This window comes from Micromonospora sp. NPDC023814, assembly GCF_040639595.1.
GTDB lineage: Bacteria > Actinomycetota > Actinomycetes > Mycobacteriales > Micromonosporaceae > Micromonospora.
The window spans coordinates 1-22,696 of record NZ_JBFAAF010000082.1 but is presented as its reverse complement, the minus strand read 5'-3'; the positions used below and the strand labels follow the sequence as shown (position 1 = coordinate 22,696).

Below are 22,696 nucleotides of genomic sequence, written 5' to 3'. Positions count from 1 at the left end.
GCGACGCGACACGAGGGGTGATCGGCGTGGGCGTTGGGGACGGGCCGTCGCAGTGGTCGATCGAGAAGTTCGGGTTCGCCCAGGCGGTGGCGCTGCGAAAGCGCGTACCGGCGGCCCTGAAGCGGGCGGTCGAGCGCGCGATGGACGCCCGCGAGGCGTCCGAGATGACCAGTGATCACGCCTTCGGAACCGTGCGCTGGTTGGTGCAGTACGAGGAGCTGAACCAGCGCCTCCGGGATCTGCCCGACGTGACGGACCTGCGGCCACCGGGTGCCCAGTTCAGGATCACCCTCTGCGCGGGGCACTTCCTGCTGCCCTGGCACTATTCGAACAGGAACGACATCGAGATCGCACGGGCCAGGCCGGGGCGTACGTTCAGCCGTTTCGCCCGGGACCTTCTCGTCCTGTGCGGCCCGAAGCCGCGCTACCAGCAGGACACCCTGCCGCTCATGCCGCTGAGTGACCAGGAGGCCCGCGACCGGTCGGAGCTGCGGGAAGTGGTTGAACGGCTGCCCGTCGAGCCGAAGGTGTTGCTGGTGGGCTACGCCTGCAATTCGGACGCGGGGCTGCTCCGCGTCTCCTGGGGCGAGGCGGCGCTGCGGCACAACGACGAGTTGGAGTGGCAGCACGTCGAGGATCTGCCGCTGCCGGGTGACACGTCTCAGGGCCGACGCGGCTTCGCCGCCTGACCGTGACGCCGTCCAAAATCGCCCGACGGTGATGCCACTCACCCGGCAGAGTAGGGACGACCCCCTGGCTGGCCCTCAGTCTGCTGCGGGGCGGGTGGTCGTCTTGCGCTCGGGCACCCGGATGAGGTCCGTGTCGATGCCTGGTCGCCGGGGGACGTAGAACCAGCCCTCCTCGGTGTCCGGGTCGTAGTGCAGAACGATGTTCTCTCTCGCGAGCCGCTTGAGCCAGGCGTCCAGCTTGACTCTGTCCTCCTCGCGCAGTTGCTTGCCGGCGCGGCGGCGCGCTTCGGTGCGCAACATCCGGATCGGGAAGAGCCACCGGTGCTCGTCCTTGAGAAGCCACGGGATCAGGTCGTCGTCGCGGGTCGTCCGCCGCTGGAGCCCTCGCCGTCGGCGGAAGTTTCCCCAGAGCGAGGGTACGGTGTCGATGCCGTACTTGCGGCGGTACTCCTCCACCATCCACTGGTAGCTTCGCCCCTCCTCGAACCATCGCAGGACCTCTTGCTCATTCTGGATCTTGCTAGCGGGCATCCCGGTTCGTTCGACTTTCTTCCTGGCTGGGTGCGCCAGCCGACCAGCAACCTGCGGGAAGAGTGAACATCCGGATGATCAAGACGTCAACCAGTGTCAGTAGGCTGCGGTGCAGCATCGGCAGCACGAACAGGAACGGGTTGTGAAAGTCACCATCACCGTGTGTGACGTGTGTCAGGACAGGCAGCGTGAGGCCAAGACGTACGAGGTCGTGTCGGAGGGCCGGACTGCGGAAACAGACCGATGCGCGGAGCATGCGGCTCCGTTCGAGGCGCTGTTCGCAGTGACCGAGGCGCGTCCGGGGCGACGCCGGTACCAGGCCACCACGATGGAAGAGATCGAGGCGCGCAAGGCGAGCCAAGCCAGCCTCCGCTCGCGGGCTTGAGTAAGCGACTCATTACGCCTCGGCGTTCATTGCCACCCGCGCCTGCCGCGCCTCTGGTCACTTCCGCCAGGCGGGGGCCATCCGTTCGGACATCTCGTGCCAGAAGGTCCGCAGGTCGTCGCGGTTGACCGCCTGCCAGTCCGCCCGCCCGGGCGAGCGGAACCAGCGCCCGACGAGGTCGATCTGGTGGGCGCAGAACGCCTCGTCCATCTGGTACGGCAGCTCGTCGCCCTTCGGCGGCAGCGGACACAGCCGGAACGGGCAGTCGTCGATGCAGGTGGAACCGGGCTGGACGTCGTGGGCCTGGCGGCGGCTGAGGGTGACCCGCATGGCGGTGCGGTCGATGGTGAGGCACGGAGGCAGGTCGGCGCGGCTGGCCCGGCTGAGCCGGCGCGCCCGCTCGTCGTTGTCCCGGCCCCGGTCGGCGAGGTTGAGCAGCAGCATCACGTCGGCCAGCAGCCGTTGGGCCCGCGGTTCCAGGACGGCCCAGCCGTGCGACGGCGGCAGCCAGGAGTCCTGGAGTCGGCGGATGCCCGGCTGTGGGCTGACCGCCCCCACCCGGCCGACGATCTCCCGCTCGTCCACCCAGCAGTGGCGCTCGGGGTGGCGGTCGATGAGCGCCTCGACGCACAGGTCCGCGACCTCGAGGACGAGCGGGTGGACCGTACCGCTGCCGGGCTGTGGGGCGCGGTGCCCGCCGCCCGCGATCGAGGTCCAGAAGGCGACCAGCCCGCGCGGGTCCGAGCCGTGGCCCCGTTCGTGCAGTGTCTCGCCGGGGTCGCGGGGCAGGGCCAGTAGGGTGAGTGCCTGGATGAGCACCAGGTGGGAGTACCAGAACCGGGAGTGCCGCAGCGCCTTCTCGACCTCCTCGACGAGCAGGCTGCGGTGCGCCGGGTACGTGCGGCAGTTGGCGGCGAGCCGGAACCCCTGGGCGAGGGTGAGCTCGTAGACGCGGGCCCCGTCGGTGGCGTCGGTGGCCAGGCGGTGCACCCAGCGGCGCAGGGTCTCCCGGGCGACGTGCTGCCAGTGGGGTTCGCCGGGGCCGTGCTCGCCGTCGGCGTAGAGGAACAGCGACGGCGCGATCCAGGTACGCAGCTCCTCCAGGCGCTCCCGGCCCGTCGCGTCGGCCGCCTGCGGCGGCGCTTCGAGCAGGTCGCGCAGCGCGCGGACGGCCGCGTTGCCGCCGCTGGCGATCTCGCGGGCCGCGGCGAGCCGGGGGAGGTACGACGACTCGTCGGCCATCATCTGGAACAGCTGCCGGTACTGCGGCGTGGGCTGCCGCGACCGGAGGCCGGTGGGCTCGGGTGGCCGGTCCGCGAGTTGCCGGGCGGCGTCGCCGTACCGGTGCACGAGGGCGATCTTGGCGTCTTCGAGGGGGCGGTCGGTGACGGACCCGTCCCCCTGGTAGCGGGGCCAGGCGTGGCGGATGGTGTCGGCCAGTTGCCGGTGCGCGGTGTGCCCGGTGGCGGCGTCCATCTCCAGGGCGACCGCGAACATCTCCAGCGCCCGGGTGCGGTTGCGCGTCGCGGCGGCCTCGTCACGGAGCCGGTGCACGAGCGTGATAGACCGGTGCCGGGTGGCCTTTTCGTCCCGGCCGCTGGTGGGCAGGCCGACCGTCCGCCGGGCGGTGTCGGCGAGACGGGTCAGGTCGGCTCGCCGGAAGGGGTGGCTGCGCCGCCCGTCCAGTCGTTCGAACGCGCCCGCGCTGCGGGTGTGCAGGGTGAGGGCGGACAGCAGTTCCCGCCCGGGGCCGTGGTTGCGGGTGAAGGCCTGCGCGAGGAAGTCGCCGTCGCGCATGGCGGCGGTGAGGAAGCGCGAGCCGAGGTACGCCTGGATCACCCCGTGCTGGAAACGCACCCCGTCCTGCCGCTTCACCACGATGTTCAGCGCGTCCCCGGTGGTCTCGGCGAGCCCGACGTCCTGCGGGTTGTCGGCGCTGAGCTTGTGCAGCCGGGCGCGCAGCTCGGTCAGGATCCACGCCCGGCCGGCGTCGGTCGTGCCGTCGCCGCCGGTGAGTTCCGTCGTACGCACCGACAGCCGGTTGTTGCGCAGCCCGATGCAGGCGAGGGCGGAGAGCACCTCGATCGCGTCGGACCGTTCGGTCTGCGGCATGCCGTAGTCCTCGTACAGGTCGCCGGCGACGGTGGCGTCACACCACTCCTCCAACAGGCTCCAGCGCAGTGCCGACCTGCCCGGGCCCGCCGGCTCGACCCGGTCGAGGCGGTCGACCTCGTGGAGCTGCCCGATGACCCGCAGGTAGAACGGTGAGTCGGCGACGTCGGCGGCCTTGACCAGCCCGGTGATGCGGTCCCACCGGTGCCCGGCGTCCGAGCGGCGGCTGTGGGCCCGCACGTACTCCAGGGCGGCGCCCTGGGAGAGCGGTTCCAGTTGCAGCAGCAGCGCGTCCAGGCCGCGCAGCGGATCGTCGGGCCGCGACGCGATTACCAGGGGGAGGCGCTCGCGGACCGTGCCCCGGACGGCTTCCCGGAGCACGCTGTCCCGGTCGGCGGGCTGGGCGGCGTCGGCGAGGACCTCCTCCAGGCCGTCGGCGAGCACCACGATGCGGTTGTCCAGCCAGAGCCGCCGCCACATCCGGTCCGCCTCGCCGGCGGCGTGCAGTCGGGTGTCGATGGTGCGCTGGAACTGTTCGAGGGCGAGCTGGTGGAAGTTCAGCTTCTCCGGATCGGTCACCGTCCGCAGGTCGATCCCGATCGGCACGACGTCGGTGGCCATCAGCATTTCCGCGAGGCGGGCCAGGGTGGCCGTCTTGCCGGTGCCGATGCCGCCGACCAGCAGCAGTGGGCGCCGGGTCGTCTCGTCGCGGAGCCGCTGCATCATCAGTTCGCACAGCTCGTCGCGGCCGACGACGCTGCTCGGGTCGAGGTCTCGTTCGGCGGTGGGCAGCAGCATGCGGCTGTTGCGCAGGACGTTGCGCCGGTACCAGCGACGGACCGGCACGTACCGCCAGAAGAGGAAGAGCGCCAGGCCCAGCGCCGCGACCATGGGGGGCTTGACGAAGCCTTCCACCTGGCCGCAGTAGTACGACCTCGGCGGCTCGCCCGCGCACCACGCCGACACCCGGAGGAAGCCGGGCTCGGTGTCGAGGATCATCAGGACCAGGGAGAGGGCGGTCCACGCCAGGAACGCCCCGGCGATGGCGATGATCGCCCACCGCAGCCCGCGGTGGTGCCGCCAGCTCATCCGGTGGTCGCCGCGCTCGTCCGTACGCCGGCGGCGGTTCCGTTCCGCCTGGCGTTCCCGTCGGGTGCGCCACCGACGCCGCCGCTGGCGCAACCACAGCTGGGCCGCCCAGACCGGACCACGTTTCGGCCCGTGCATGGACACCCCCATGATCGACATGGTCGGCTACCGGACGGCGACGGCTGCCCTCCACTCCACGCCAACGCTAGTGCCGTCGCCGCAGGCCAGCGCCCGGTTCCGGCATTTCCCGCGCCGGCCCCTCGGCCCCGGTCCTCGCCCGCCGTCGGTCGTCTGGCGTAAGGTCCCGTAGACCTCGTTGGGGGAGGTGCAGACGATGCGTGCCGGGTTGGAGATGCCGCCCGCGGTCGAGGCGGAGCGGGTCATCACGGCCGTGCTGGCCGACCTGCGCTCGGGCGAGCACCGGGGCGTCGTGGTGGATTCCCCGCCGGGTGCCGGCAAGTCGACCCTGGTGGTGCGCGCGGCCGTCGAGCTGGCCGCCGCCGGCGAGCCGCTGATCATCGTCGCGCAGACCAACGAGCAGGTCGACGACCTCATCGACCGTCTGGCCCGCAAGGCGCCCGAGCTGCGCATCGGCCGCCTCTCCGCCGCCGACTACAGGCCGTCCGAGCGGGTGCGGGGCCACGAGACGGTCCGGGTCGCCGCGAAGGTCGCCGACCTCGGCGGCCCGGCCGTCATCATCGGTACGGCCGCCAAGTGGGCCACGGTCGCGGAGGGCTCCTGGCCGTGGGCGATCGTGGACGAGGCGTACCAGATGCGGTCGGACGCGCTGCTGCGCGTGGCCGGCAGGTTCGAGCGAGCGCTGTTCGTCGGCGATCCCGGTCAGCTCGACCCGTTCTCGACGGTGGAGACGGCGCGGTGGACGGGGCTGACCTGGGATCCGATGCAGTCGGCGGTGGCGGTGCTGCTGCGGCACAACCCGGAGCTGCCGGTGCACCGGCTGCCGGTGTCGTGGCGGCTGCCCGCCTCGGCGGCCCCGGTGGTGGCGGCGGCGTTCTACCCGTTCACCGGGTTCCGCGCCGGCACGTCCGCGCCCGACCGGGTGCTGTCCTTCACCGAGTCGGGGCCCGGGGACGCGCTGGACGGGGTGGTGGACGTGGCGGCGTCCACCGGCTGGGCGCTGCACGAGCTGCCCGCCCGGCACACCCTGCGTACCGATGCGGAGGCCGCCTCGGCCTGTGCGGCGCTGGCGTTGCGGGTGTTGCGGCGGGGCGCGGTCGCCGTCTCCGAGCACGCGCCGGCGGGCGCGCCGGTCACGGCGGACCGGATCGCTGTCGGGGCCGCCCACCGCGACCAGGTCGCGGCCATCCGCGCGCACCTGGGCGAGGCCGGAGCCGGCATCACCGTCGACACCGCCAACCGCCTCCAGGGCCGGGAGTACGACGTGACGATCGTGCTGCACCCGCTGTCGGGGCGGCGGGACGCGACGGCGTTCCACCTGGAGTCGGGGCGGCTGTGCGTGCTGACGTCCCGGCACCGGCACGCGTGCATCGTGGTGGCGCGCGCCGGCATCGGCGAACTGCTGGACGCCCACCCGTCCACCGAGATCGTGCACCTCGACGTGCCGGTGAAGTTCCCGGACGGCTGGGAGGCGAACCAGACGATCCTGACGCTCCTGGCCGGCGGGTCGACCCCGGTGGACGCCCTCAGCGGATCGAGGAGCCGCGCCGTCCGGTGACGAGGTTCAGGTGCGCCACCGGCCGGCGCGAACGGCGAACTCGCCTCACCAGCCGTGGGGTCAGCGGCCGGGGGGCTGGTATTCGAGCCGTTCCCGGGTCGCCTGGTCAATCTCCTCGGCGGTCAGCACCGGCGTGACCCTGGTGTCCACCCCGCCCGCCGCCCGGATGTCGATGGCGAGGGCGGCGGCGGTCTTGTGGTCGGGCAGATCGCACACCACGTAGGTGTCGTCCGCGCCGAACCCGAAGTACATCGACTCCATCCGCCCGCCGGCGCCTTCGATCATCTTCCGGACGACCTCGACGCGTTTGGTGCCGCCGTCGGTGGTGAGCCCCTTGATCCCGTCGATCGTGTAGGTCGACTTCAACAGGAACTTGGCCACGCCGCCATCACCTCCCCACATTCATCGCCCAGGGCTCAGCGCGTGCCCTGTCGTTGGATCCGCTCGGCGCCCTCGACCTTGGCCCGTCCCTGGTCGCGTTCCGTGCCCGCTGACCCGCTGGCGGTGCGCAGGTGGCGGGCCTTCGGCGAGTGCTCGGTGGACGAGCCCTGGTGGCCCCGCGCGCCGCTGCCGGGATGCCGCCGGCCGCGCGCCGACTCGCCACCGGGATCGTGCTTGTTCTCCTTGTGACTACCCATGCGCCGCGCGTACCCGGTCCGCCGGTGGCTAGTCCTTGCCACGCTGTCGGCCGGCGACTGGGCGGCGGGCGGTTGGGGTGGCGCGGCGGGGCGCGGGGCGTTCGGCGGCGGGGTCGGTGGTCCCACCGACGGGGCAGCTCGACAGGGCGCGAGAAGCGGGCATCCGACCCGGTCCGGACACAAAGCCGACCGACAGCACAAGACCCGTATCCGCGCCGCCGTCGATCACCGGAATTCATGTCGGCCTACCGATAGAGCGACGGTTCATCTGATCAATGTCGGTCGATAGCGTGACGGGCAAAGGCCGTCCATGAAAGGCGGGCCATGACAAATCCCATCACCTCACCGTCCCGGCGACGGATCCTGCTCGGCGCCGCCGCGGCCTCGGCGGTCACCGTCACCGGGGCGAGCGCCGCGCACGCCGCACCACCCGCCGCAGCATCCGCCGGGGGAGCATCCCCGGCGCGACCCACCCGGCCCCTCGTGGCCCGGGACCGGGTCGCCACCGCACGGCTGGCCGGCGGGCCGGCCCGCTTCCAGGCCGACTTCCACGAACGCCTCGACGCCTGGCTGGCCTTCTGGTCGGCCAACTCGCCCCGGAGTTGGAGCACGCCGGTGCAGGTCGAGGGCACGGTGAGCGCGGACGGCGACGCGTTCACGCTGCACACGATCCGGATCAGCCGCGACGACGAGACGCGGGACGCCTTCGCCGCCCGGCGGGTGGACGCCGCCCACCTGGCCACCCTCGCCAGCCTGCACCACCACTTCCCGTCGGTCCGCGTCGAGGCCGGTGGCGCGTTGCGGGTGACCGACGGCCCCGCCGGCTGGACCGGCTCGGCCGAGCAGGTCGCGTTCGCCGTCACCGTCTGCCGGGAGCTGTGGGGGCTGCGCGCCGCCGACGCGACCTCCTGGCGGGCGCACGCGAGCCGGGCCGGGCTCGCGGCCGACCCCGCCTCCCGCTCCGGCTGGGCGGCATTCACAAGGGCGAGTCTGCGGCACGGGCTGCGGACCGAATCGTACTGATCTGTGGAGGTAAGGACATGGCACGAAGCGAATTCCGGTTCGTCGTCGACGGCGTCGAGCTGACCACCGAACAGCAGAGCCTCATCGCCGGCGAGATCCAGAAGGCGGGCCTCAACGCGCTGTCCGTCGCCGGCAGCAAGCTGACCAACCCGCTCGCCGTCGGGCACGCCAACATCAAGCTCCGGCCCGAGTGGTACGGGCTGTGGCTCATCGACGGCCCGTTCGCCGAGGAACTCGGCCAGAAGATCAACGACCTCGGCTTCTGGATGCAGAAGTGACGGACCCCGTCCACCGGCCGGACCCGCCGGAGCGGATGTGCCCGAGCACCCCCGCGGCCAACGCCACGGTGTTCCTCGGCATGATCACTCCGGCGGGCCGGGTCGCCTACGTCACGCCGCCGCTCCCGGCCGAGGTCGCTCTCGCCCAGGCCGGCACGGACACGCCGGTCGAATCCCGGTACCGGCTCGCCGGCCCGTGCGTCACCGCGAAGTGCGGCTTCTGGACCGGCGAGCACTGCGGTCTCGGCGAACGGGTCGCCGCCTCGTACCGCGACACCGCCGGCCCGGCCGAGGCCGACCTGCCGCGCTGCGCGATCCGACGGACCTGCCGGTGGTACGCCGAGCAGGGCCGCGCGGCCTGCGCAGCCTGCTCCCACGTGGTCACCGACGCCCGCTGACCGCCGCCGTGGGCGCAGTCGCCGCCGGGGGTCGTCGTCCGCCGCGTCGTGACGACGGTGTGGCCTCACATCGTGTTGACGATCAGCCCAATGTGGGTGAAGTAGTTCAACGCTCCGAAGAGAGTGAAGATGGCGCCGGCGATCGCCCACGCCACGCCGATGATCGCCAGTAGCACGCGGTTCAGCTTGAGCAGGGCGAACGGGGTGAGGACCGAGCCGATCCCCACCAGGACGTACAGGCTGGAGATGAAGGTGGCCTCGAGCCACGGGTACTCCGCGAACTCCCCCGAGATCGGCTCCTGCGGCGGCGCCGCGAAGAGCGTGTACGTCCAGCCGGCCGCCGCGATGCCGAAACAGGCCAGGCCGAGCGCGAACACGAAGATCGAGATCGGCCAGAGCAACCGTCGCGCCTGCTCCGTCCGGAGGCCGCCGTTTTCCAGCGACGCCTCCGCGAAGACCTCGCCCCGCCGCCACAGGATGATCGCCGCGCCGAGCATCAGCACTCCGAAGCCCAGGGACGGCTCGCCGAAGATGATGTTGTCGAAGGCAAAGCCCCCGGGCGCCAGCGGCCAGGTCAGCGTCATGTGCAGACCCGTGACGGCGAGGATCGTACCCAGGATCCCGAAGGCGACCGACCACCCTTCGGTGGCGATCGGTTTGTCCTTCATCATCTGCCAACCGAGGGCCACGACGAGCAGCAGGCCGACCCCGGCGGCGAGTGCCATGATCGTGTTGTAGGTAGGCATCTGCGCCCAGTCGATCTTCAGGTCATCCTGGGCCAATACCTCGGACGTGGCGTCTCCCTCCGTTCGCCGCTCCCGGCGCCGGGACGACCGCACGGCCGAGCGGGGCGGCACGGCGAGTTCCCCCGACCGTGTCGAAGAAACGTCACGGCGGAGAATCGCGGACAAGGGCGGCAGAAACCCCGTTCAGGCCGGGAACGACTGCGGGCGCCGCCACGTCGGGTGGCGGGTCGGAGACGGCGGGATGTCCGACGGTTCCGCTACGGTCGGGGCGTCATGGAGCCGCGGTTCGGCGAGGTCGTCATCGGGCGGGAGCACCCCGCGGGCCTGCTGCGCGCCGAGGTCGACCGGGCGGCCGCCAGCCACGGCGGCCTCGTCCTGGTCGCCGGCGAGCCCGGCATCGGCAAGACGACCCTGGTCACCGCCGCCGCCAGGGAGGCCCGCCAGCGTGGTGCCCTGGTGCTCGGCGCGGCCTGCTGGGACTCCGACAGCGCGCCCGGCTTCTGGCCCTGGGTGCAGGTGCTGCGCGGGCTGCGCCGCTCGTCCGACGACTGGGCGGTGGCCCGGGAGGCCGCCGAGCCGGGCCTGGCCGCCCTGCTCGGCGAGACGACCGGCGCGGCGGCCGACCGGGCCATCCGCGAGACGATCCGCGAGGCGATCGGCGGGCCGGCCGGCGGCAGCGGGGACGACCAGGCCGACCGGGAGGAATTCGACCTCTACGACGCGGTGACCACCGCGCTGGTCGCGGTCTCCCAGCGCCGGCCGGTGGTGGTCGTCCTCGACGACCTGCACTGGGCCGACCCGGCCTCGATGCGGCTGCTCCAGTTCGCCGCCCAGCACACCTGGTTCGAACGGCTGCTGCTGGTCGGCACCTACCGCGACGCCGAGGTGGAGGCCGTCGACCACCCGCTGCGCCCGCTGCTGATGCCGCTCGTGGCGAAGGCGACCAGCATCACCCTCACCGGCCTGTCCCGCGACGAGGTGGGCGCGCTGATGGCCCGCACCGCCGGCCGCGAGCCGGACGTCGACCTCGTCGACGAGGTGCACCGGCGCACCGGCGGCAACCCGTTCTTCGTGGAGCAGACCGCCCGGCTGTGGCGCGCCGACGGCCAGGTGAGCACCATCGCGCCCGGCGTACGGGAGGCGGTGCGGCGGCGGCTCGCGCAACTGCCCGTGCCGGTGGCCGACCTGCTCACCGTCGCCGCGGTGCTGGGCCGCGAGTTCCACCGACAGGTCCTCGCCGCCGTTGCGGGCGCCCCGGCGGCGCAGGTCGACCGGCTCCTCGACCGGGCGGTGACCGCCCGGCTCGTGCTGGCCCGCAACGGCGGTCGCTTCGCCTTCGCCCACGACCTGGTCCGGGAGACCCTCTACGACGGGCTCGCCGACGACGACCGGCGACCCCGGCACGCCGCCGTGGTCCGGGCCGTCGACGGGGCGGCTGCGCTCGCCGAGCGGCTGATCCCGGCCGACCTGGCCCGCCACGCCCACCTGGCCGGCGGCGCGCTCGACCCGTCCCGCGCGACCGAACTGCTGGTGGCCGCGGCCCGGGACGCGAGCGGCCGGCTGGCCGTGGACGAGTCGATCGTCCACTTCCGCCGGGCGCTGGAGGTCGCCGACGACCCGACCCGGCGAGTGAAGATCATGGTCGAGCTGGGCCAGTTGCTGCACCACTGCGGCGACAGCGCCGAGGCACGGCACCTCGTCGCCGAGGCCGCCACGCTGGCGCTGACGGTCGACGACCCGGTGGTGCTCGCCCGCGTCGCCCTCACCGTCCACCGTCACCGCCACCAGTTCGGCTCCGCGCGCACCACCGACGCGGACGGCCTGCTGCGGGAGGCGTACCGGCGGCTGATCGGCGAACCGGCGGCCACCCTCGCGGCCCGCACGCTTGTCACCGACCTGATCACCGCCACCGAGTCGCTCGCCCGGCGCGGCCGGGACGACGAGGCGCTCACCTTCAGCCTGTGGGCGCGGCACGACACCACCTGGGGGCTCGGCACGGCCGCCGACCGGGCCGCGATCACCGCCGAGATCCGCGAGGTGGCGCGCCGGACCGGCGACCGCGAGACCCAGCTCTGGGCGACCTCGCTGCGCTGGGTGGCGCTGCTGGAACTCGGCGATCCGCGATACCACGACGAACTCACCGCGTTCGTCACCGGAGCCCGCGAGGGCGACGCCCGGCACCGGATCGGCGCGACCATCGACGACGGCATCATCGCCGGGTTCCGGGGCGACTTCACCCGCGCCGGCGAGCTGCTCGCCGAGCTGGACGAGCTGTCCGAGTGGGACCAGTCCGAGTCCGCCTTCATGGGCCACCATCTGCGCTGGTCGTGGCTGCTGCTCCAGGGCCGGCACGACGAGGCCGACGCCCTGCTCGACGGGCTGGACCCCGGCGACCACCCCTACCTACAGGTCGTCCGGGCCATCACCGCGGCCGAGCGCGGCGACGGCGCGACGGCACTGCGGCTGACCGTCGGGATCGAGGCCGACGGCACCACGTACAGCCGGATGGTGGCGCCGCTGTGGCTGCGGCTGCGCGCCCAGGTCGCCGCCGCCACCCGCGACCCCGGGCGCTGCGCCGAGGCCCGGGACGCGCTGCGGCCGCACCGTGGGCAGTGGATGACGGCGTTGTTCGGCTGTGACGTCAGCGGCCCGGTCGACCACTGGCTCGCCGCCGTCGACGCGGCGGAGCAGCGCTGGGACGACGCGGTGGCCGGGTTCGCCGCGGCCCGCGACACCGCCGACCGGATGGGCGCCCGGCCCTGGTCGGTGCTGGCCCGCGCCGCGCTGGCGGAGGCGCTGACCGGGCGCGACCGCCCCGGCGACGAGGCCGTCGCCACCGCGCTGCGCGCCGCAGTCGTCCGGGACGCCGCCACGCTCGGCATGCGCCAGGTGGCCGGCGCGCCGACCGCCGCGCCCCCGCCCACCGTCGCGCCGACGGGGCGGCAGCACCCAGCCGTCGTCGCGGATGGGCGGCAGCACCCGGCGGTCGCGTCCGCGCCGGTGTCGCACGGGCCGCCGCCGTCCGCCGGGCCCGTCGCCGGGCAGCCGCCGGCCGAGGCGTACGAGTTCCGCCGCGACGGCCCCGTCTGGCAGCTCGCCTACGCCGGCACGGTCGTGCACCTGCCCGACGCGAAGGGCCTGCACGACCTGCACCTGCTGCTGGCCCGGCCCGGCGTCGACGTCCCGGCGGTCGAGCTGCTCGACCCGGCGGCCGGGCCGGAGCTCGTCGCCGCCCGCCGGATGGGCGGCGACCCGGTCCTCGACGACGAGGCGAAGGCCCGCTACCGGCGGCACCTGGAGCGGCTGGACGCCGAGATCGACCGCGCCGCCGGGCGCGGCGACGAGGCGAAGGTGGCCGCCCTCGACGCCGAACGGGCGGCCCTGCTCGCCGAGTTGCGGGCCGCCGCCGGGCTGGCCGGCCGCAGCCGCCGCCTCGGCGACGAGGCCGAGCGCGCCCGCAAGACGGTGACCGCCCGGATTCGGGACGTGCTGCGCAAGCTCGACGACCGGCACCCGGCGCTCGCCGCCCACCTGCGCGACACCGTCTCCACCGGCGGCACCTGCCGCTACCTCCCGCCCGAGCCACCGCCGTGGCGTCTCTGACCCTCGGGCGCCGGTCGATCGTCGACGTCAGGAGCCGGTAAACCGCGCAGCCTTCCGCGGTGTTTCGGTGACTGAGAGACCAGGAGGGCCAGATGCGAGATCCGCATGGCACGGAGTTCGACGACTTCGTCCGTACCCGGTCGGTGGCACTGTTGCGGGTGGCATACCTGCTGACCGGCGACCGGCACGCGGCGGAGGACCTGCTCCAGGAGGTGCTGGAGCAGATGTACGTGCGTTGGCGCCGCGTGCGCGCCTTCCCGGAGGCGTACGCCCGGCGGGCCCTGGTCAACCGGTCGATCAACCGGTGGCGGCGGCGGGGCCGGCGGCCGGAGCAGGCACTGGGTGACAACGACGGGGTCGCCCGGGACCACGCCGACGACATCGCGCTCCGCCAGGCGGTCGTCGCGGCGCTGCGTACCCTGCCGCCCCGGCAGCGCGCCGCCGTGGTGCTCCGCTACCTGGAGGACCTGTCGGTCGCCGACGTCGCCGGGACGCTGCGCTGCTCCGAGGGCGCGGTGAAGAGCCACGCCTCCCGGGGCCTGGCCCGCCTCCGGGAGGCGCTGGCCGGATCGAGTCTCGTCCTTTCCGTCCCGACCGACACCGGGAGTGCGCGATGACCATCGAAGAGAGCGAGGTGCAGGGCCTCCTGCGCCGGGTGACCGACGACCTCGTCGGCCCGCCGACCCTGCTCGACAACGTGCGACGGGGTGGGCGTCGCCGACTGCTGCGACGTCGGGCCGTCCTGGCCGCGGTGTGCGCGGCCGTGGTGGCGGTACCCGTCGGCGGCGTGATCCACCTGGCGGACGACGGGGCCGGCAAGGTCGCGGTCGAGGTCGCCTCGCCGCTGTTCGACGGACCCACCCGCGGCGATCTGGCCGGCGACGAGGAGTACCTGCGGCAGGTCCGGGAGGCGTGGCGGCAGCGGACGAAGGGCAAGGCGTTCGACGCCCGGAGCGAGCCGCACGTGGTCTGGGCGGGTAACACCCCGGCCGGGCCCGCCGCCTACGTCGCGCAGCGGGCCACCGTCACCGGGATGGTGTCCGAGCCGGGCAACGACCGCCTGATCGGCTACGCCGCGTTCGCCGAGCCCACCGCCAGCGGCCTGCGGATCATGGCGGTGGGCGGCATGAACGACAGCATGGACGGCAAATCGACGGCCGTGCTGCTCGGGCCGCGGCGTGACGTGCTGGTCGTGCTCGACGCCGGATACCCGGTGGAGTTCTCACCGACGTTCCGGTACGCCCCGGACGGCCGGGTCGAGCGCACCTTCCAGCGGGTGGCGTTCCGGGACGGGGCCGCCGTGCTGTCGGTGCCGCCGCAGCGCGACAGGGTGACCTTCGCCCTGGTCGGGGTGCCGTTCAGCACGGCGACCGCCGTCGACGTCACCAACGCTGACGACATCCTCTTCCCCGACAGGGAGAAGGGCAGCCCTGAGCCGCGGTGGGTCACCCACACGCTGCCCGGCGCGGAACAGGTGTGGGGCGGCGACCCCGCCGAGGTCGTCAAGGGCTCGCAGTGGCGGGGCGCGCTCGCCGCCTACGAGGATCGCGGCGGCGTTCACCTCGCCGGTGATGCTCCGCTGCTGGTCGTCCACGGCGCGACCCCCGACGGTCGGCGGCTGCTGCTCCAGACCATCCAGTTTGACGACGATCCCGCCCGCGCGATCGCCCTGCTCGCCCGCGGCGACGCGCCGTTCCAGCCGGCGGCCAGCGGGTTCGTCGACTGGAAGGCGCCGCTGCCGGTGCGGCTTCGGCTGCCGGCCGGGCAGGGTGTCCTCGTCGTCGCCGAGGGCGCGGCGCTGAGCTACCGGGTCGGCGCCGGGCGGTGGCAGGACGCCGGGCGTGGTGCGGCGCTGCTACCCGCCGACGCCACCGAGGTACGCGTCACCACCGCCGGCGGCACGGCCACCGTCCGGATCGACTCCTAGCGGCCACCGGATCGACGACGGGCACCACCTCCGTGGCGGTGCCCGTCGCCGGCCGGGTCAGCGGCGGTTGTAGCGGTACATGGTGAGGGTGCCGAAGACCACCACGAAACCGGCGCTCCACACCAGCGTCCACATCGTGCTCGACGCGTCCGACGCCCCCGACATCGTCGCCCGCACCGAGGCCACGAGCTGGGTGACCGGGTTGACCTTCACGAACGCCTGCAACCAGCCCGGCATGGTGACCGGCTCGACGAAGACGTTGCTCAGGAAGGTCAGCGGGAACAGCACCATCATGCTGACCCCCATCACCGACTTCTCGCTGCGCAGCACCAGGCCGAAGAACGTCCAGACCCAGGAGAACGCGAACGAGAAGACCACCAGCAGGCCGATGCCGCCCAGCACCCCGAGCAGCCCGCCGTCGGGGCGGAAGCCCAGCACCAGACCGACGCCGAGGATGACCACGGCGGCCAGCACGTACCGCAGCACGTCGCCGAAGATCATGCCGACCAGCGCGGCGGGTCGCCACACCGGCAGCGTCCGGAACCGGTCGAAGACGCCCTTCTCGATGTCGGTGTTGAGGCCGACGCCGGTGTACATGGTGATCATCACGACGCTGGTGACCATGATGCCGGGCAGGAAGAACTGCAGGTAGTCCCGTGGGCTGTCGGCGAGGGCACCGCCGAACAGGTACGTGAACATCAGCACCATGATGATCGGGAACGCCGTCACGTCGAACAGTTGCTCCGGCACGTGCTTGATCTTCAACATGGCCCGCCAGCCGAACGTCAGCGACGCCGACAGCGGGCTCGGCCGGGACGGCCGGGCGCCGGGCGCGAGGACGGTCGCCAGCGCCTCCGCCGACGGTACGTAGACCGACGGGGCCGGCCCGGTCGTGGTGGTGGCGTTGCTGCTCATCGGGCTGCCTCCAGCTGCTCGTCCCGCTCGTCGGCGCCGACCGCGGGGTGGTCGGTCAGGGCCAGGAAGACCTCGTCCAGGCTCGGCTGGCCGAGGGAGAAGTTGTCGACGACGATGCCGGCGCGTGCCAGGTCGCCGAGCACCCGGGCGGCCTGCTCGCTGGCGTCGAGGTCGCCGCCCTCGCCGCCGACCCGGGCGGTCAGCGCCACCGGGTCGGGCTCCAGCTGCACCGGCACGTCCAGCACCGCGCGCAGCAGCCGTTCCGCCTCGGGCCGCTGGTGCGCGTCACGCAGTCGCAGGTGGACGGTGCCGGAACCGACCGAGGACTTCAGCTCGCCCGGGGTGCCCTCCGCGATCACCCGGCCGTGGTCCACCACCGCGATCCGGCCGGCCAACTGGTCGGCCTCGTCCAGGTACTGCGTGGTCAGCAGCACCGTGGTGCCGTGCGCCACCACGGCCCGGACGATCTCCCACACCTGGTTGCGGCTGCGCGGGTCCAGCCCCGTCGTCGGCTCGTCGAGGAATAGCAGGTCCGGGGTGTTGAGGATGCTCGCGGCGATGTCGATGCGCCGCCGCATGCCGCCGGAGTACTTCTTGACCTGCCGGTCGGTCGCCTCGGTCAGCCCGAACGCGGCGAGCAGCCCGTCCGCCCGCTGCCGCGCGGCCGGCTTGCCGTGCCCGAGCAGCCGACCGAGCAGGATCAGGTTCTCCAGCCCGGTCAGGTCCTCGTCCACCGAGGCGTACTGGCCGGTGAGGCTGACCCGGGCCCGGACGGCGTCGGCCTCGTGGACGACGTCGTGACCGAACACCCGCGCCCGCCCGCCGTCGGGGCGTAGCAGCGTGGCCAGCACCCGCACCGCCGTGGTCTTGCCGGCGCCGTTCGGGCCGAGCACCCCGTAGACGGTGCCGGCGGGCACCGCGAGGTCCAGGCCGTCCAGCGCCCGGGTGTCCCCGAACGAGCGGGTCAGCCCCTCGGCCTCGATGGCCAGGCCGGTGCTGCGTCTATTCATTGATCCCTACCTTCCTTGGCGAACTTCTCAGGAGACGTACGGGCGCGCGGCGCGGCCGTCGCGCAGGGCCAGGCCCCACCAGCAGAGCTGGTCGAGCAGCACACGGGCGGCCCGGCGCAGCCGGTCGGTGGCCAGCGGGGTCGGCTCGCCGCAGAGCAGGTCCACGCCGACGACGTCGCGCATCGTGACGGCGTGCAGGGCGGTGAAGACCGTCCGGAGCTGGTCGACGGCGTGCAGGCCGACCGAACCACAGCCGTACGACACGAAACCGACCGGTTTCGCCTGCCACTCGTCGTACGCGTAGTCGATCGCCTGTTTCAACGACGCGGGGAAGCTGTGGTTGTACTCCGGGGTGACCACGACGAACGCCTCCGCCCGGCCCACCTGCTCGGCGAACGCGCGCATCGCCGGGGTCGGCTCCGCCGGGTAGCTGGCGGGGAAGTCGTAGTCGGCCAGGTCGACCACGTTGACCGTCAGCCCGTCGTGCGCGTCCGCCCGGTCGACGAACCAGCGGGCGACCCGGTCGCCCACCCGCCCCTCCCGGGTGCTGCCGATGACCACGGCGAGTCGCAGCGGCTCCACGCTTCCTCCTCCCGGCCGTTCCGGTCCCACCCGTCAGGCGCGAGACGGTGGCCGGCGGTCCGCCAGATTTGATCTAGCGGCTTCGCGAGGTACCGCCAGGTCCGGGCACCGGAGTGTCGGCGCGGTAAGCGGTCAGGCCTGCCCGGTCTTCCGCCGGCTCGCCGGGCGCGTCGGCTCCGGCTGGCAGCCCACCAGCTCCTCCCCGCCAGCCGAGCGCCGGTAGAGCACGCTGTGCCGGTCCCGGCTCCGAAGCACCAGACCGGACCGCAGCAGCACCCCCAGGTGGTAGGAGACGGTGGCCGGGGCCAGCCGGTGCCGCTCGCTGAGCTGCCGGGTGGAGCGGGGCACGTCCAGGTCCGCCAGGATCGCGGCCCGGCTCGCGCCGACCAGCTCACCGAGCCCGCCCCGGCGCTGGCCGGCCCGCCCGGCGCCGAGCGGGTAGACCAGCACCGCGTTGCCGGCGTCGCAGAGCTGCGTCGAGATGTGCGGCCAGGCCAGCACCGACGGCGCGAGCACCAGCTCCGCCTCGGCGAGCGCCGTGGTGATCCGGTACGAGCTGTCGATGGTCAGCGCCCGGCCGGTCCAGGCCACCCTCGGGTGCAGGCTGTTCAGCACGCTGCCCACCCCGGTGGTCGCCATCGTGGTGGCCTGCAGGGCCAGCTCCGCCTCCAGCGTGGCCCGCAGCGCCGGCCACTGGTCGGCCAGCGCGGCCCGCCAGAAGTGCCGGAGCCCGTCGGCGACCCGCCGGGCGAGGGTGCCGTCCTCGACCGCCGCGCGGACGCACACCGGCATCCGGCCGGCCGGGAACCGTTCGTGCATCTGCACGGCCACCTCGCCGGCCGACGTCGCCTCGGCCGCCGCCAGCTGCTCCTCGAACACGGCGTCGGGCGGGCCCAGCGGCGGCTTCGGGGTGAGCATGTCCGGTGTGTAGCCGCCCCGGCCGGGCGGCGTGACCAGCCGCGCGACCAGGGCCACGTCGGGGTGTCGCAGCGCGCCCCGCGCGGCAGGGCCGGGATCGCCGTGCACCGGGTGCCCGAACGGCGACAGCGCGGCCTGCAGCCAGGACGTCACCTCCGCCGCCGGCGAGGTCGCCAGGCGGAGCCGGGCGAGAGTCGGGCAGTCCAGATGCGCGACCAGCACAGCGGGATCCTACCGGCGGCGTGGTCGGCGTGGTGTCGAGCATTCGACCGGGCTCGAATCAGTGGCCGGGTGCGCCGTGAGCGGGGTTGGCTGCCACCAGACCGACCCACTCGTCGCCGAGGAGCATGCGATGCGCCCACCCGCCTCCGTCCGTACCGCCGGCCGGCTCGGCCGTTCGCTCGCCCTGCTCGGGCTCGCCGCCGGCCTGCTCGCCGCGGCCCCCGCGGCCGGGTCGGCCGCCCCCGACGCCGCGACGGCCGGAAGCGGCGACGCCACCGCCCACGGCTGCGAGCGCGCCTTCGACCGCGCCGTCCAGGCGTACGTGGACACCACCACGCGGCGCGACCTGGACGGCTTCGCGGCCCTGCTGCACCCCGATGTCACCTCGGTCTTCGCCTCCGACGGGGAGGTCCTGGACGGCAAGCAGGCCACCGTGGACTGGCTGCGCGGGTTCTTCGCCGACGACTCCTGGACCCAGTCGTTCAGTGTCGCGAAGCGGACCGTGGTGGGCTGCCGCACCGGGTTCGTGCTGTTCGACTCCGTCTACGCGGTGCCCGCGACCGGCACCCGGGTGCCGCTGCTGATCGGGGTCAGCTTCACCTACGAGCACGGCCGGTGGCTGGTGTTGCAGAACCAGGACTCGGTGGGCCGGATCTGACCCGGGGGGTCGGGGGGAGGGGCGGGCGCGGTCACTGCCGCGCCCGCCCCGCGGCGGGCGCTCGGGTGGCCTGCCGCGGCGCGGCGGAGGGCTCCGGCCCCCTCCACCTGCGCCGTCTCGCCGTGTCGCGTTACGCGGGGACGTAGTCGAAGGTGTCCGGATGCCCGCCCTGCCGGCCGGCCTCGCCCCGGTCCAGTCCGGTGATCCGCTCCATCGCCGCGTCATCCAGCTCGAAGTCGAAGATCTGGAAGTTCTCCTCGATCCGCTCCGGGGTGGTCGACTTCGGAAAGACGATGTCGCCGCGCTGCACGTGCCAGCGCAGCACCACCTGGGCCGGGGTCCGGCCGACCTGCTCGGCGACGTCGACGACCGTCGGGTCGCCCAGCACCTTGCCCTGCGCGATCGGCGACCACGCCTCGGTGAGGATGTTGTGCCGGTGGCCGTACTCCCGCACCTCCTCGTTGCCGAAGTACGGGTGGACCTCGACCTGGTTGACCGCCGGCACCACGTCCGCCTCGGCGACCAGCCGCTCCAGGTGCGGCACCTGGAAGTTCGACACCCCGATCGAGCGGGCCCGGCCGTCGCGCTGGAACTCCTCCAGCGCCCTCCACGTCGAGACGAAGTCGCCGTCGTAGAGGGTGGGCAGCGGCCAGTGGATCAGGAACAGGTCGATGTGGTCCATCTTCAGCGCGGCCAGCGTCGACTCGAACGCCTTGCGGGCGTCGTCGGGCCGGTGGAAGGCGTTGCTCAGTTTGCTGGTCACGAAGACCTCGTTGCGGTCCAGCCCCGACTCGCGGACCGCCTGGCCCACCTCCGCCTCGTTGCCGTACATCTCGGCGGTGTCGATGTGCCGGTAGCCGACCTCCAGGGCCTTGCGGACCGCCGCGACGGTGTCCTTCGGATCGATCTGGAACACCCCGAAGCCGAACTGCGGGATGGTGTTGCCGTCGTTCAGGGAGATGATGGGGACCGCGTTCGCCATCGGGGCTCCTTCGCCGGTCGTCACGAAGCCGGGTGCGCGGAACCGCTTCCACGCCCGGCGGGCCATCCCCTGGCGTACCCCTGATTCGAGGTGTTCCAACCGGTGATCCCGGCCTCAGGCCGGCTCGTCGAAGAGCACCGGCCAGGGCCGGGGCGCCGGCCCGGGCGGCGGTGCCGGGGGCGCGGACCCGTCGGCCAGCACCTCCGCCGCGAGCTGCCCGAACATCGGCGCGGCCGGGTGCGCGGACCGGCGCCGCCAGGCCGCCGAGGTGCGCTTGACCAGCGGCGACCCGGCGATCGGCCGCCAGGCGATCCGGGGTTCCCGGCGGGCCGTCGCGGCGGGCTCGACGGCGATCCCGCCGCCGGCCAGCACCAGCCCGAAGAGGAACTCGGGGTTGCGCGCGGGGCGGACCCGCGCCGGCGCGAACCCGTGCCGGCGGCAGACGTCGAGCAGGTGGTCGTGCCAGCCGGGCGCGGTGGCCCGGGGCGCGGTGACCAGGTCCAGTCCGGCCAGCGCCGCCAGCTCCACCTCCCGGCCCCGGGCCAGCGGCGACGCCCGCGGCAGCAGCACCCCCAGCGGTACGTCGACGGCGGCGCCGAGGCGCAGCCCCTCGTCGGTGACGGGATGGTGGAGCAGGCCGACGTCCAGCCGCCCCTCGGCCAGCATCCGCTCCTGCTCGCCGCTGGTCAGCTCGTGCAGGTCCACGTCGAGCCCGGGCGCCCGGTCGGCCAGCCGGTCGAGCAGCTCGCGCAGGGTCACCGCGGGCGTCTCCGGGGGCACCCCCGCCCGGAGCACCCCGGACACCCCCTCGCGCACCTGGCGCATCAGGTTGCGCAGCCGGCCCTCCCCGGCGAGCAGGTCCTCGGCCTCGCCGAGCAGCAGCTGACCGGCGGTGGTCAGGCGCACCTGGCGGCGGGACCGGTCGAACAGCTCCACCGCCAGCTCCCGCTCCAGGCGCTGCACCGACTGGCTCAGCGGCGGCTGGGCCATGCCGAGCAGCTCGGCGGCCCGGCCGAAGTGCAGCTCGCGGGCGACCACCACGAAGTGCCGCAGGTGCCGGAGCAGGTCCACGGCCGGACCCTACGCCAGCGCCCCGACGCGGGCGGCGGCTACGGTGCGAAGCGTGGCGACGGAGCGGATCGCGGAGATCTTCGAACGGGTCGGGGTCACCGGCAGCCTGCACGCGGTCGACCTCGACGCGGCCGACGACGGCACGGGGCAGCCCGGCGGCCGGCGGGAGGTGGCGGTCCGGGCCGACGAGCAGGTGGTGATCGCCTCGATCTTCAAGATCCTGCTGGTGCTGGAGTTCGCGCGGCAGGTCGTCGCCGGTCAGCTCGACCCGCAGGAGCGGGTGCTCGTCACCGCCGGCGACCGGCTCGGCGGGTGGGGGATCGCCGGCTGCGCCGACGACGCCGAGGTGTCGCTGCGGGACTTGGCCTACTTCGCCATGTCGGTCAGCGACAACACCGCCGCCGACCTGCTGCTGCGCCGGGTCGGCGCGGACGTGCTGCCGATGCTCGCCGCCGAGCTGGGGCTGCCGCGCACCCGGATCGTCGGCGGTCCCCGGCACCTGGTGGAGATGATGCTCGCCGACGTCGGCGCGCGCACCGAGGCGGACTTCGCCCGGATCTTCCCCACCCTGCCCGCCGAGCGGGTCCGCGCGATGCGGGTGTTCGACCCCGCGCACACCACGTCGAGCACCGCCCGCGAGATCACCCGGCTGCTCGGCCTGGTCTGGCGGGACGAGGCCGGCCCACCCGGAGCCTGCGCGATGGTCCGGGGCTGGATGGCCCGGCAGCTCTTCTGGACCCGGCTGGCCGCCGGCTTCCCGCCCGGGGTGCGGGTGGCCGGCAAGACCGGCAGCCTGCCGGGGCTGCACCTGGAGGCCGGCGTGGCCGAGTACCCCGACGGCGGCCGGTACGCGATCGCCGTCTTCGCCCGCGCCGCCCACCTCGCCACCCGCCGCATCGACGTCGACCTGGCGATGGGCGAGGCGGCCCGCACCGCCGTCGAGGCGCTGCGCGCCCGCTGATTTCCGGCCGGAACGAGCCGCGCCGGGCCCCGCTGAGCTGGTCCGATATGCCGGCGGGTATCGACCGTTCCGGCCGTGGATCTTGGACTGGGCGGGGGAAGTGCTGATTGGCTCGGCACCGACCGATCAGCACCACGACGGGGAGAACTCCACATGCCCAACCTCGACCGCCGCCGCTTCCTCCGCGACGCCGCCGCCAGCACCGCGCTGGTCTCCGCCGGCGGGCTCGCCGGCGCCGCCCTGGCCGGCCCGGCGCAGGCCG

22 protein-coding genes are annotated in these 22,696 nt (G+C 73.8%); 11 read left to right on the top strand and 11 right to left on the bottom strand.

What is annotated here, in order from left to right; genetic code table 11:
• Positions 1-26 precede the first annotated feature (26 nt).
• Positions 27-689: a hypothetical protein gene (locus AB0G14_RS30015; RefSeq protein ID WP_357703149.1), complete on the top strand. Its 663-nt coding sequence runs from the start codon at positions 27-29 to the stop codon at positions 687-689.
• A gap of 75 nt (positions 690-764) precedes the next feature.
• On the opposite strand, the gene AB0G14_RS30010 is transcribed toward AB0G14_RS30015, so the two are convergent.
• Positions 765-1,220, bottom strand: coding sequence for a hypothetical protein (locus tag AB0G14_RS30010; protein WP_357703147.1), 456 nt, complete (start codon positions 1,218-1,220; stop codon positions 765-767).
• Positions 1,221-1,329: 109 nt separating this feature from the next.
• Here AB0G14_RS30010 and AB0G14_RS30005 point away from each other — a divergent pair, with 109 nt between their 5' ends.
• Positions 1,330-1,605 carry a hypothetical protein gene (locus tag AB0G14_RS30005; RefSeq protein WP_357703145.1) on the top strand — a complete coding sequence of 92 codons (276 nt, stop codon included), beginning with the start codon at positions 1,330-1,332 and terminating at the stop codon, positions 1,603-1,605.
• A gap of 57 nt (positions 1,606-1,662) precedes the next feature.
• On the opposite strand, the gene AB0G14_RS30000 is transcribed toward AB0G14_RS30005, so the two are convergent.
• Positions 1,663-4,956, bottom strand: a complete 3,294-nt coding sequence (locus tag AB0G14_RS30000) for an NACHT domain-containing protein (RefSeq protein WP_357703143.1) — start codon at positions 4,954-4,956, stop codon at positions 1,663-1,665.
• A gap of 184 nt (positions 4,957-5,140) precedes the next feature.
• On the opposite strand from AB0G14_RS30000, the gene AB0G14_RS29995 reads away from it, so the two are divergent.
• A complete protein-coding gene (locus tag AB0G14_RS29995; RefSeq protein ID WP_357703141.1) occupies positions 5,141-6,502 on the top strand; it encodes an AAA family ATPase in 1,362 nt (453 codons plus the stop codon).
• A gap of 60 nt (positions 6,503-6,562) precedes the next feature.
• On the opposite strand, the gene AB0G14_RS29990 is transcribed toward AB0G14_RS29995, so the two are convergent.
• Positions 6,563-6,904, bottom strand: coding sequence for a GYD domain-containing protein (locus AB0G14_RS29990; protein WP_357703139.1), 342 nt, complete (start codon positions 6,902-6,904; stop codon positions 6,563-6,565).
• Between the two features lie 14 nt (positions 6,905-6,918).
• A complete protein-coding gene (locus tag AB0G14_RS29985; protein ID WP_357703137.1) occupies positions 6,919-7,140 on the bottom strand; it encodes a hypothetical protein in 222 nt (73 codons plus the stop codon).
• Positions 7,141-7,464: 324 nt separating this feature from the next.
• On the opposite strand from AB0G14_RS29985, the gene AB0G14_RS29980 reads away from it, so the two are divergent.
• Genes AB0G14_RS29980 through AB0G14_RS29970 form a run of 3 tightly spaced genes read left to right on the top strand, consistent with a single transcriptional unit; the run spans position 7,465 to position 8,839 of the window.
• Entirely contained in the window at positions 7,465-8,163 is a 699-nt protein-coding gene (locus tag AB0G14_RS29980; RefSeq protein WP_357703135.1) for a hypothetical protein, read from the top strand.
• Between the two features lie 17 nt (positions 8,164-8,180).
• Positions 8,181-8,441, top strand: a complete 261-nt coding sequence (locus tag AB0G14_RS29975; protein WP_357703133.1) for a hypothetical protein — start codon at positions 8,181-8,183, stop codon at positions 8,439-8,441.
• The gene (locus AB0G14_RS29970; RefSeq protein WP_357703131.1) at positions 8,438-8,839 is read left to right on the top strand and encodes a hypothetical protein; all 402 of its coding nucleotides are present in this window, start codon (positions 8,438-8,440) and stop codon (positions 8,837-8,839) included. The genes AB0G14_RS29975 and AB0G14_RS29970 overlap by 4 nt, the downstream gene beginning before the upstream one ends.
• A 65-nt stretch (positions 8,840-8,904) precedes the next feature.
• Here AB0G14_RS29970 and AB0G14_RS29965 read toward each other — a convergent pair whose 3' ends face one another.
• Entirely contained in the window at positions 8,905-9,621 is a 717-nt protein-coding gene (locus AB0G14_RS29965; protein ID WP_357703129.1) for a DUF981 domain-containing protein, read from the bottom strand.
• A 237-nt stretch (positions 9,622-9,858) separates the two neighbouring features.
• On the opposite strand from AB0G14_RS29965, the gene AB0G14_RS29960 reads away from it, so the two are divergent.
• The 3 genes from AB0G14_RS29960 to AB0G14_RS29950 all read left to right on the top strand — a co-directional run bounded on the left by AB0G14_RS29960 (position 9,859) and on the right by AB0G14_RS29950 (position 15,115).
• Positions 9,859-13,188, top strand: coding sequence for an AAA family ATPase (locus AB0G14_RS29960; protein WP_357703127.1), 3,330 nt, complete (start codon positions 9,859-9,861; stop codon positions 13,186-13,188).
• A 92-nt stretch (positions 13,189-13,280) separates the two neighbouring features.
• A complete protein-coding gene (locus tag AB0G14_RS29955; protein ID WP_357703125.1) occupies positions 13,281-13,805 on the top strand; it encodes a SigE family RNA polymerase sigma factor in 525 nt (174 codons plus the stop codon).
• Positions 13,802-15,115, top strand: a complete 1,314-nt coding sequence (locus tag AB0G14_RS29950) for a hypothetical protein (protein WP_357703123.1) — start codon at positions 13,802-13,804, stop codon at positions 15,113-15,115. The genes AB0G14_RS29955 and AB0G14_RS29950 overlap by 4 nt, the downstream gene beginning before the upstream one ends.
• A gap of 57 nt (positions 15,116-15,172) precedes the next feature.
• On the opposite strand, the gene AB0G14_RS29945 is transcribed toward AB0G14_RS29950, so the two are convergent.
• From AB0G14_RS29945 to AB0G14_RS29930, 4 genes are all read right to left on the bottom strand, one after another.
• The gene (locus AB0G14_RS29945) at positions 15,173-16,030 is read right to left on the bottom strand and encodes an ABC transporter permease (protein WP_357703121.1); all 858 of its coding nucleotides are present in this window, start codon (positions 16,028-16,030) and stop codon (positions 15,173-15,175) included.
• The gene (locus AB0G14_RS29940) at positions 16,027-17,040 is read right to left on the bottom strand and encodes an ATP-binding cassette domain-containing protein (protein WP_357703119.1); all 1,014 of its coding nucleotides are present in this window, start codon (positions 17,038-17,040) and stop codon (positions 16,027-16,029) included. The genes AB0G14_RS29945 and AB0G14_RS29940 overlap by 4 nt, the downstream gene beginning before the upstream one ends.
• Positions 17,041-17,067: 27 nt before the next feature.
• Entirely contained in the window at positions 17,068-17,622 is a 555-nt protein-coding gene (locus AB0G14_RS29935; RefSeq protein WP_357703117.1) for an NAD(P)H-dependent oxidoreductase, read from the bottom strand.
• 132 nt (positions 17,623-17,754) lie between these two features.
• A complete protein-coding gene (locus tag AB0G14_RS29930) occupies positions 17,755-18,762 on the bottom strand; it encodes a DUF5937 family protein (protein WP_357703115.1) in 1,008 nt (335 codons plus the stop codon).
• A gap of 130 nt (positions 18,763-18,892) precedes the next feature.
• Here AB0G14_RS29930 and AB0G14_RS29925 point away from each other — a divergent pair, with 130 nt between their 5' ends.
• Positions 18,893-19,420 carry a nuclear transport factor 2 family protein gene (locus tag AB0G14_RS29925; protein WP_357703113.1) on the top strand — a complete coding sequence of 176 codons (528 nt, stop codon included), beginning with the start codon at positions 18,893-18,895 and terminating at the stop codon, positions 19,418-19,420.
• A 130-nt stretch (positions 19,421-19,550) separates the two neighbouring features.
• On the opposite strand, the gene AB0G14_RS29920 is transcribed toward AB0G14_RS29925, so the two are convergent.
• Positions 19,551-20,402, bottom strand: coding sequence for an aldo/keto reductase (locus AB0G14_RS29920; protein WP_357703111.1), 852 nt, complete (start codon positions 20,400-20,402; stop codon positions 19,551-19,553).
• A gap of 114 nt (positions 20,403-20,516) precedes the next feature.
• Positions 20,517-21,473: a LysR substrate-binding domain-containing protein gene (locus AB0G14_RS29915; RefSeq protein ID WP_357703109.1), complete on the bottom strand. Its 957-nt coding sequence runs from the start codon at positions 21,471-21,473 to the stop codon at positions 20,517-20,519.
• A 52-nt stretch (positions 21,474-21,525) separates the two neighbouring features.
• On the opposite strand from AB0G14_RS29915, the gene AB0G14_RS29910 reads away from it, so the two are divergent.
• Positions 21,526-22,434, top strand: a complete 909-nt coding sequence (locus AB0G14_RS29910) for a serine hydrolase (RefSeq protein WP_357703107.1) — start codon at positions 21,526-21,528, stop codon at positions 22,432-22,434.
• Positions 22,435-22,696: the final 262 nt, after the last annotated feature.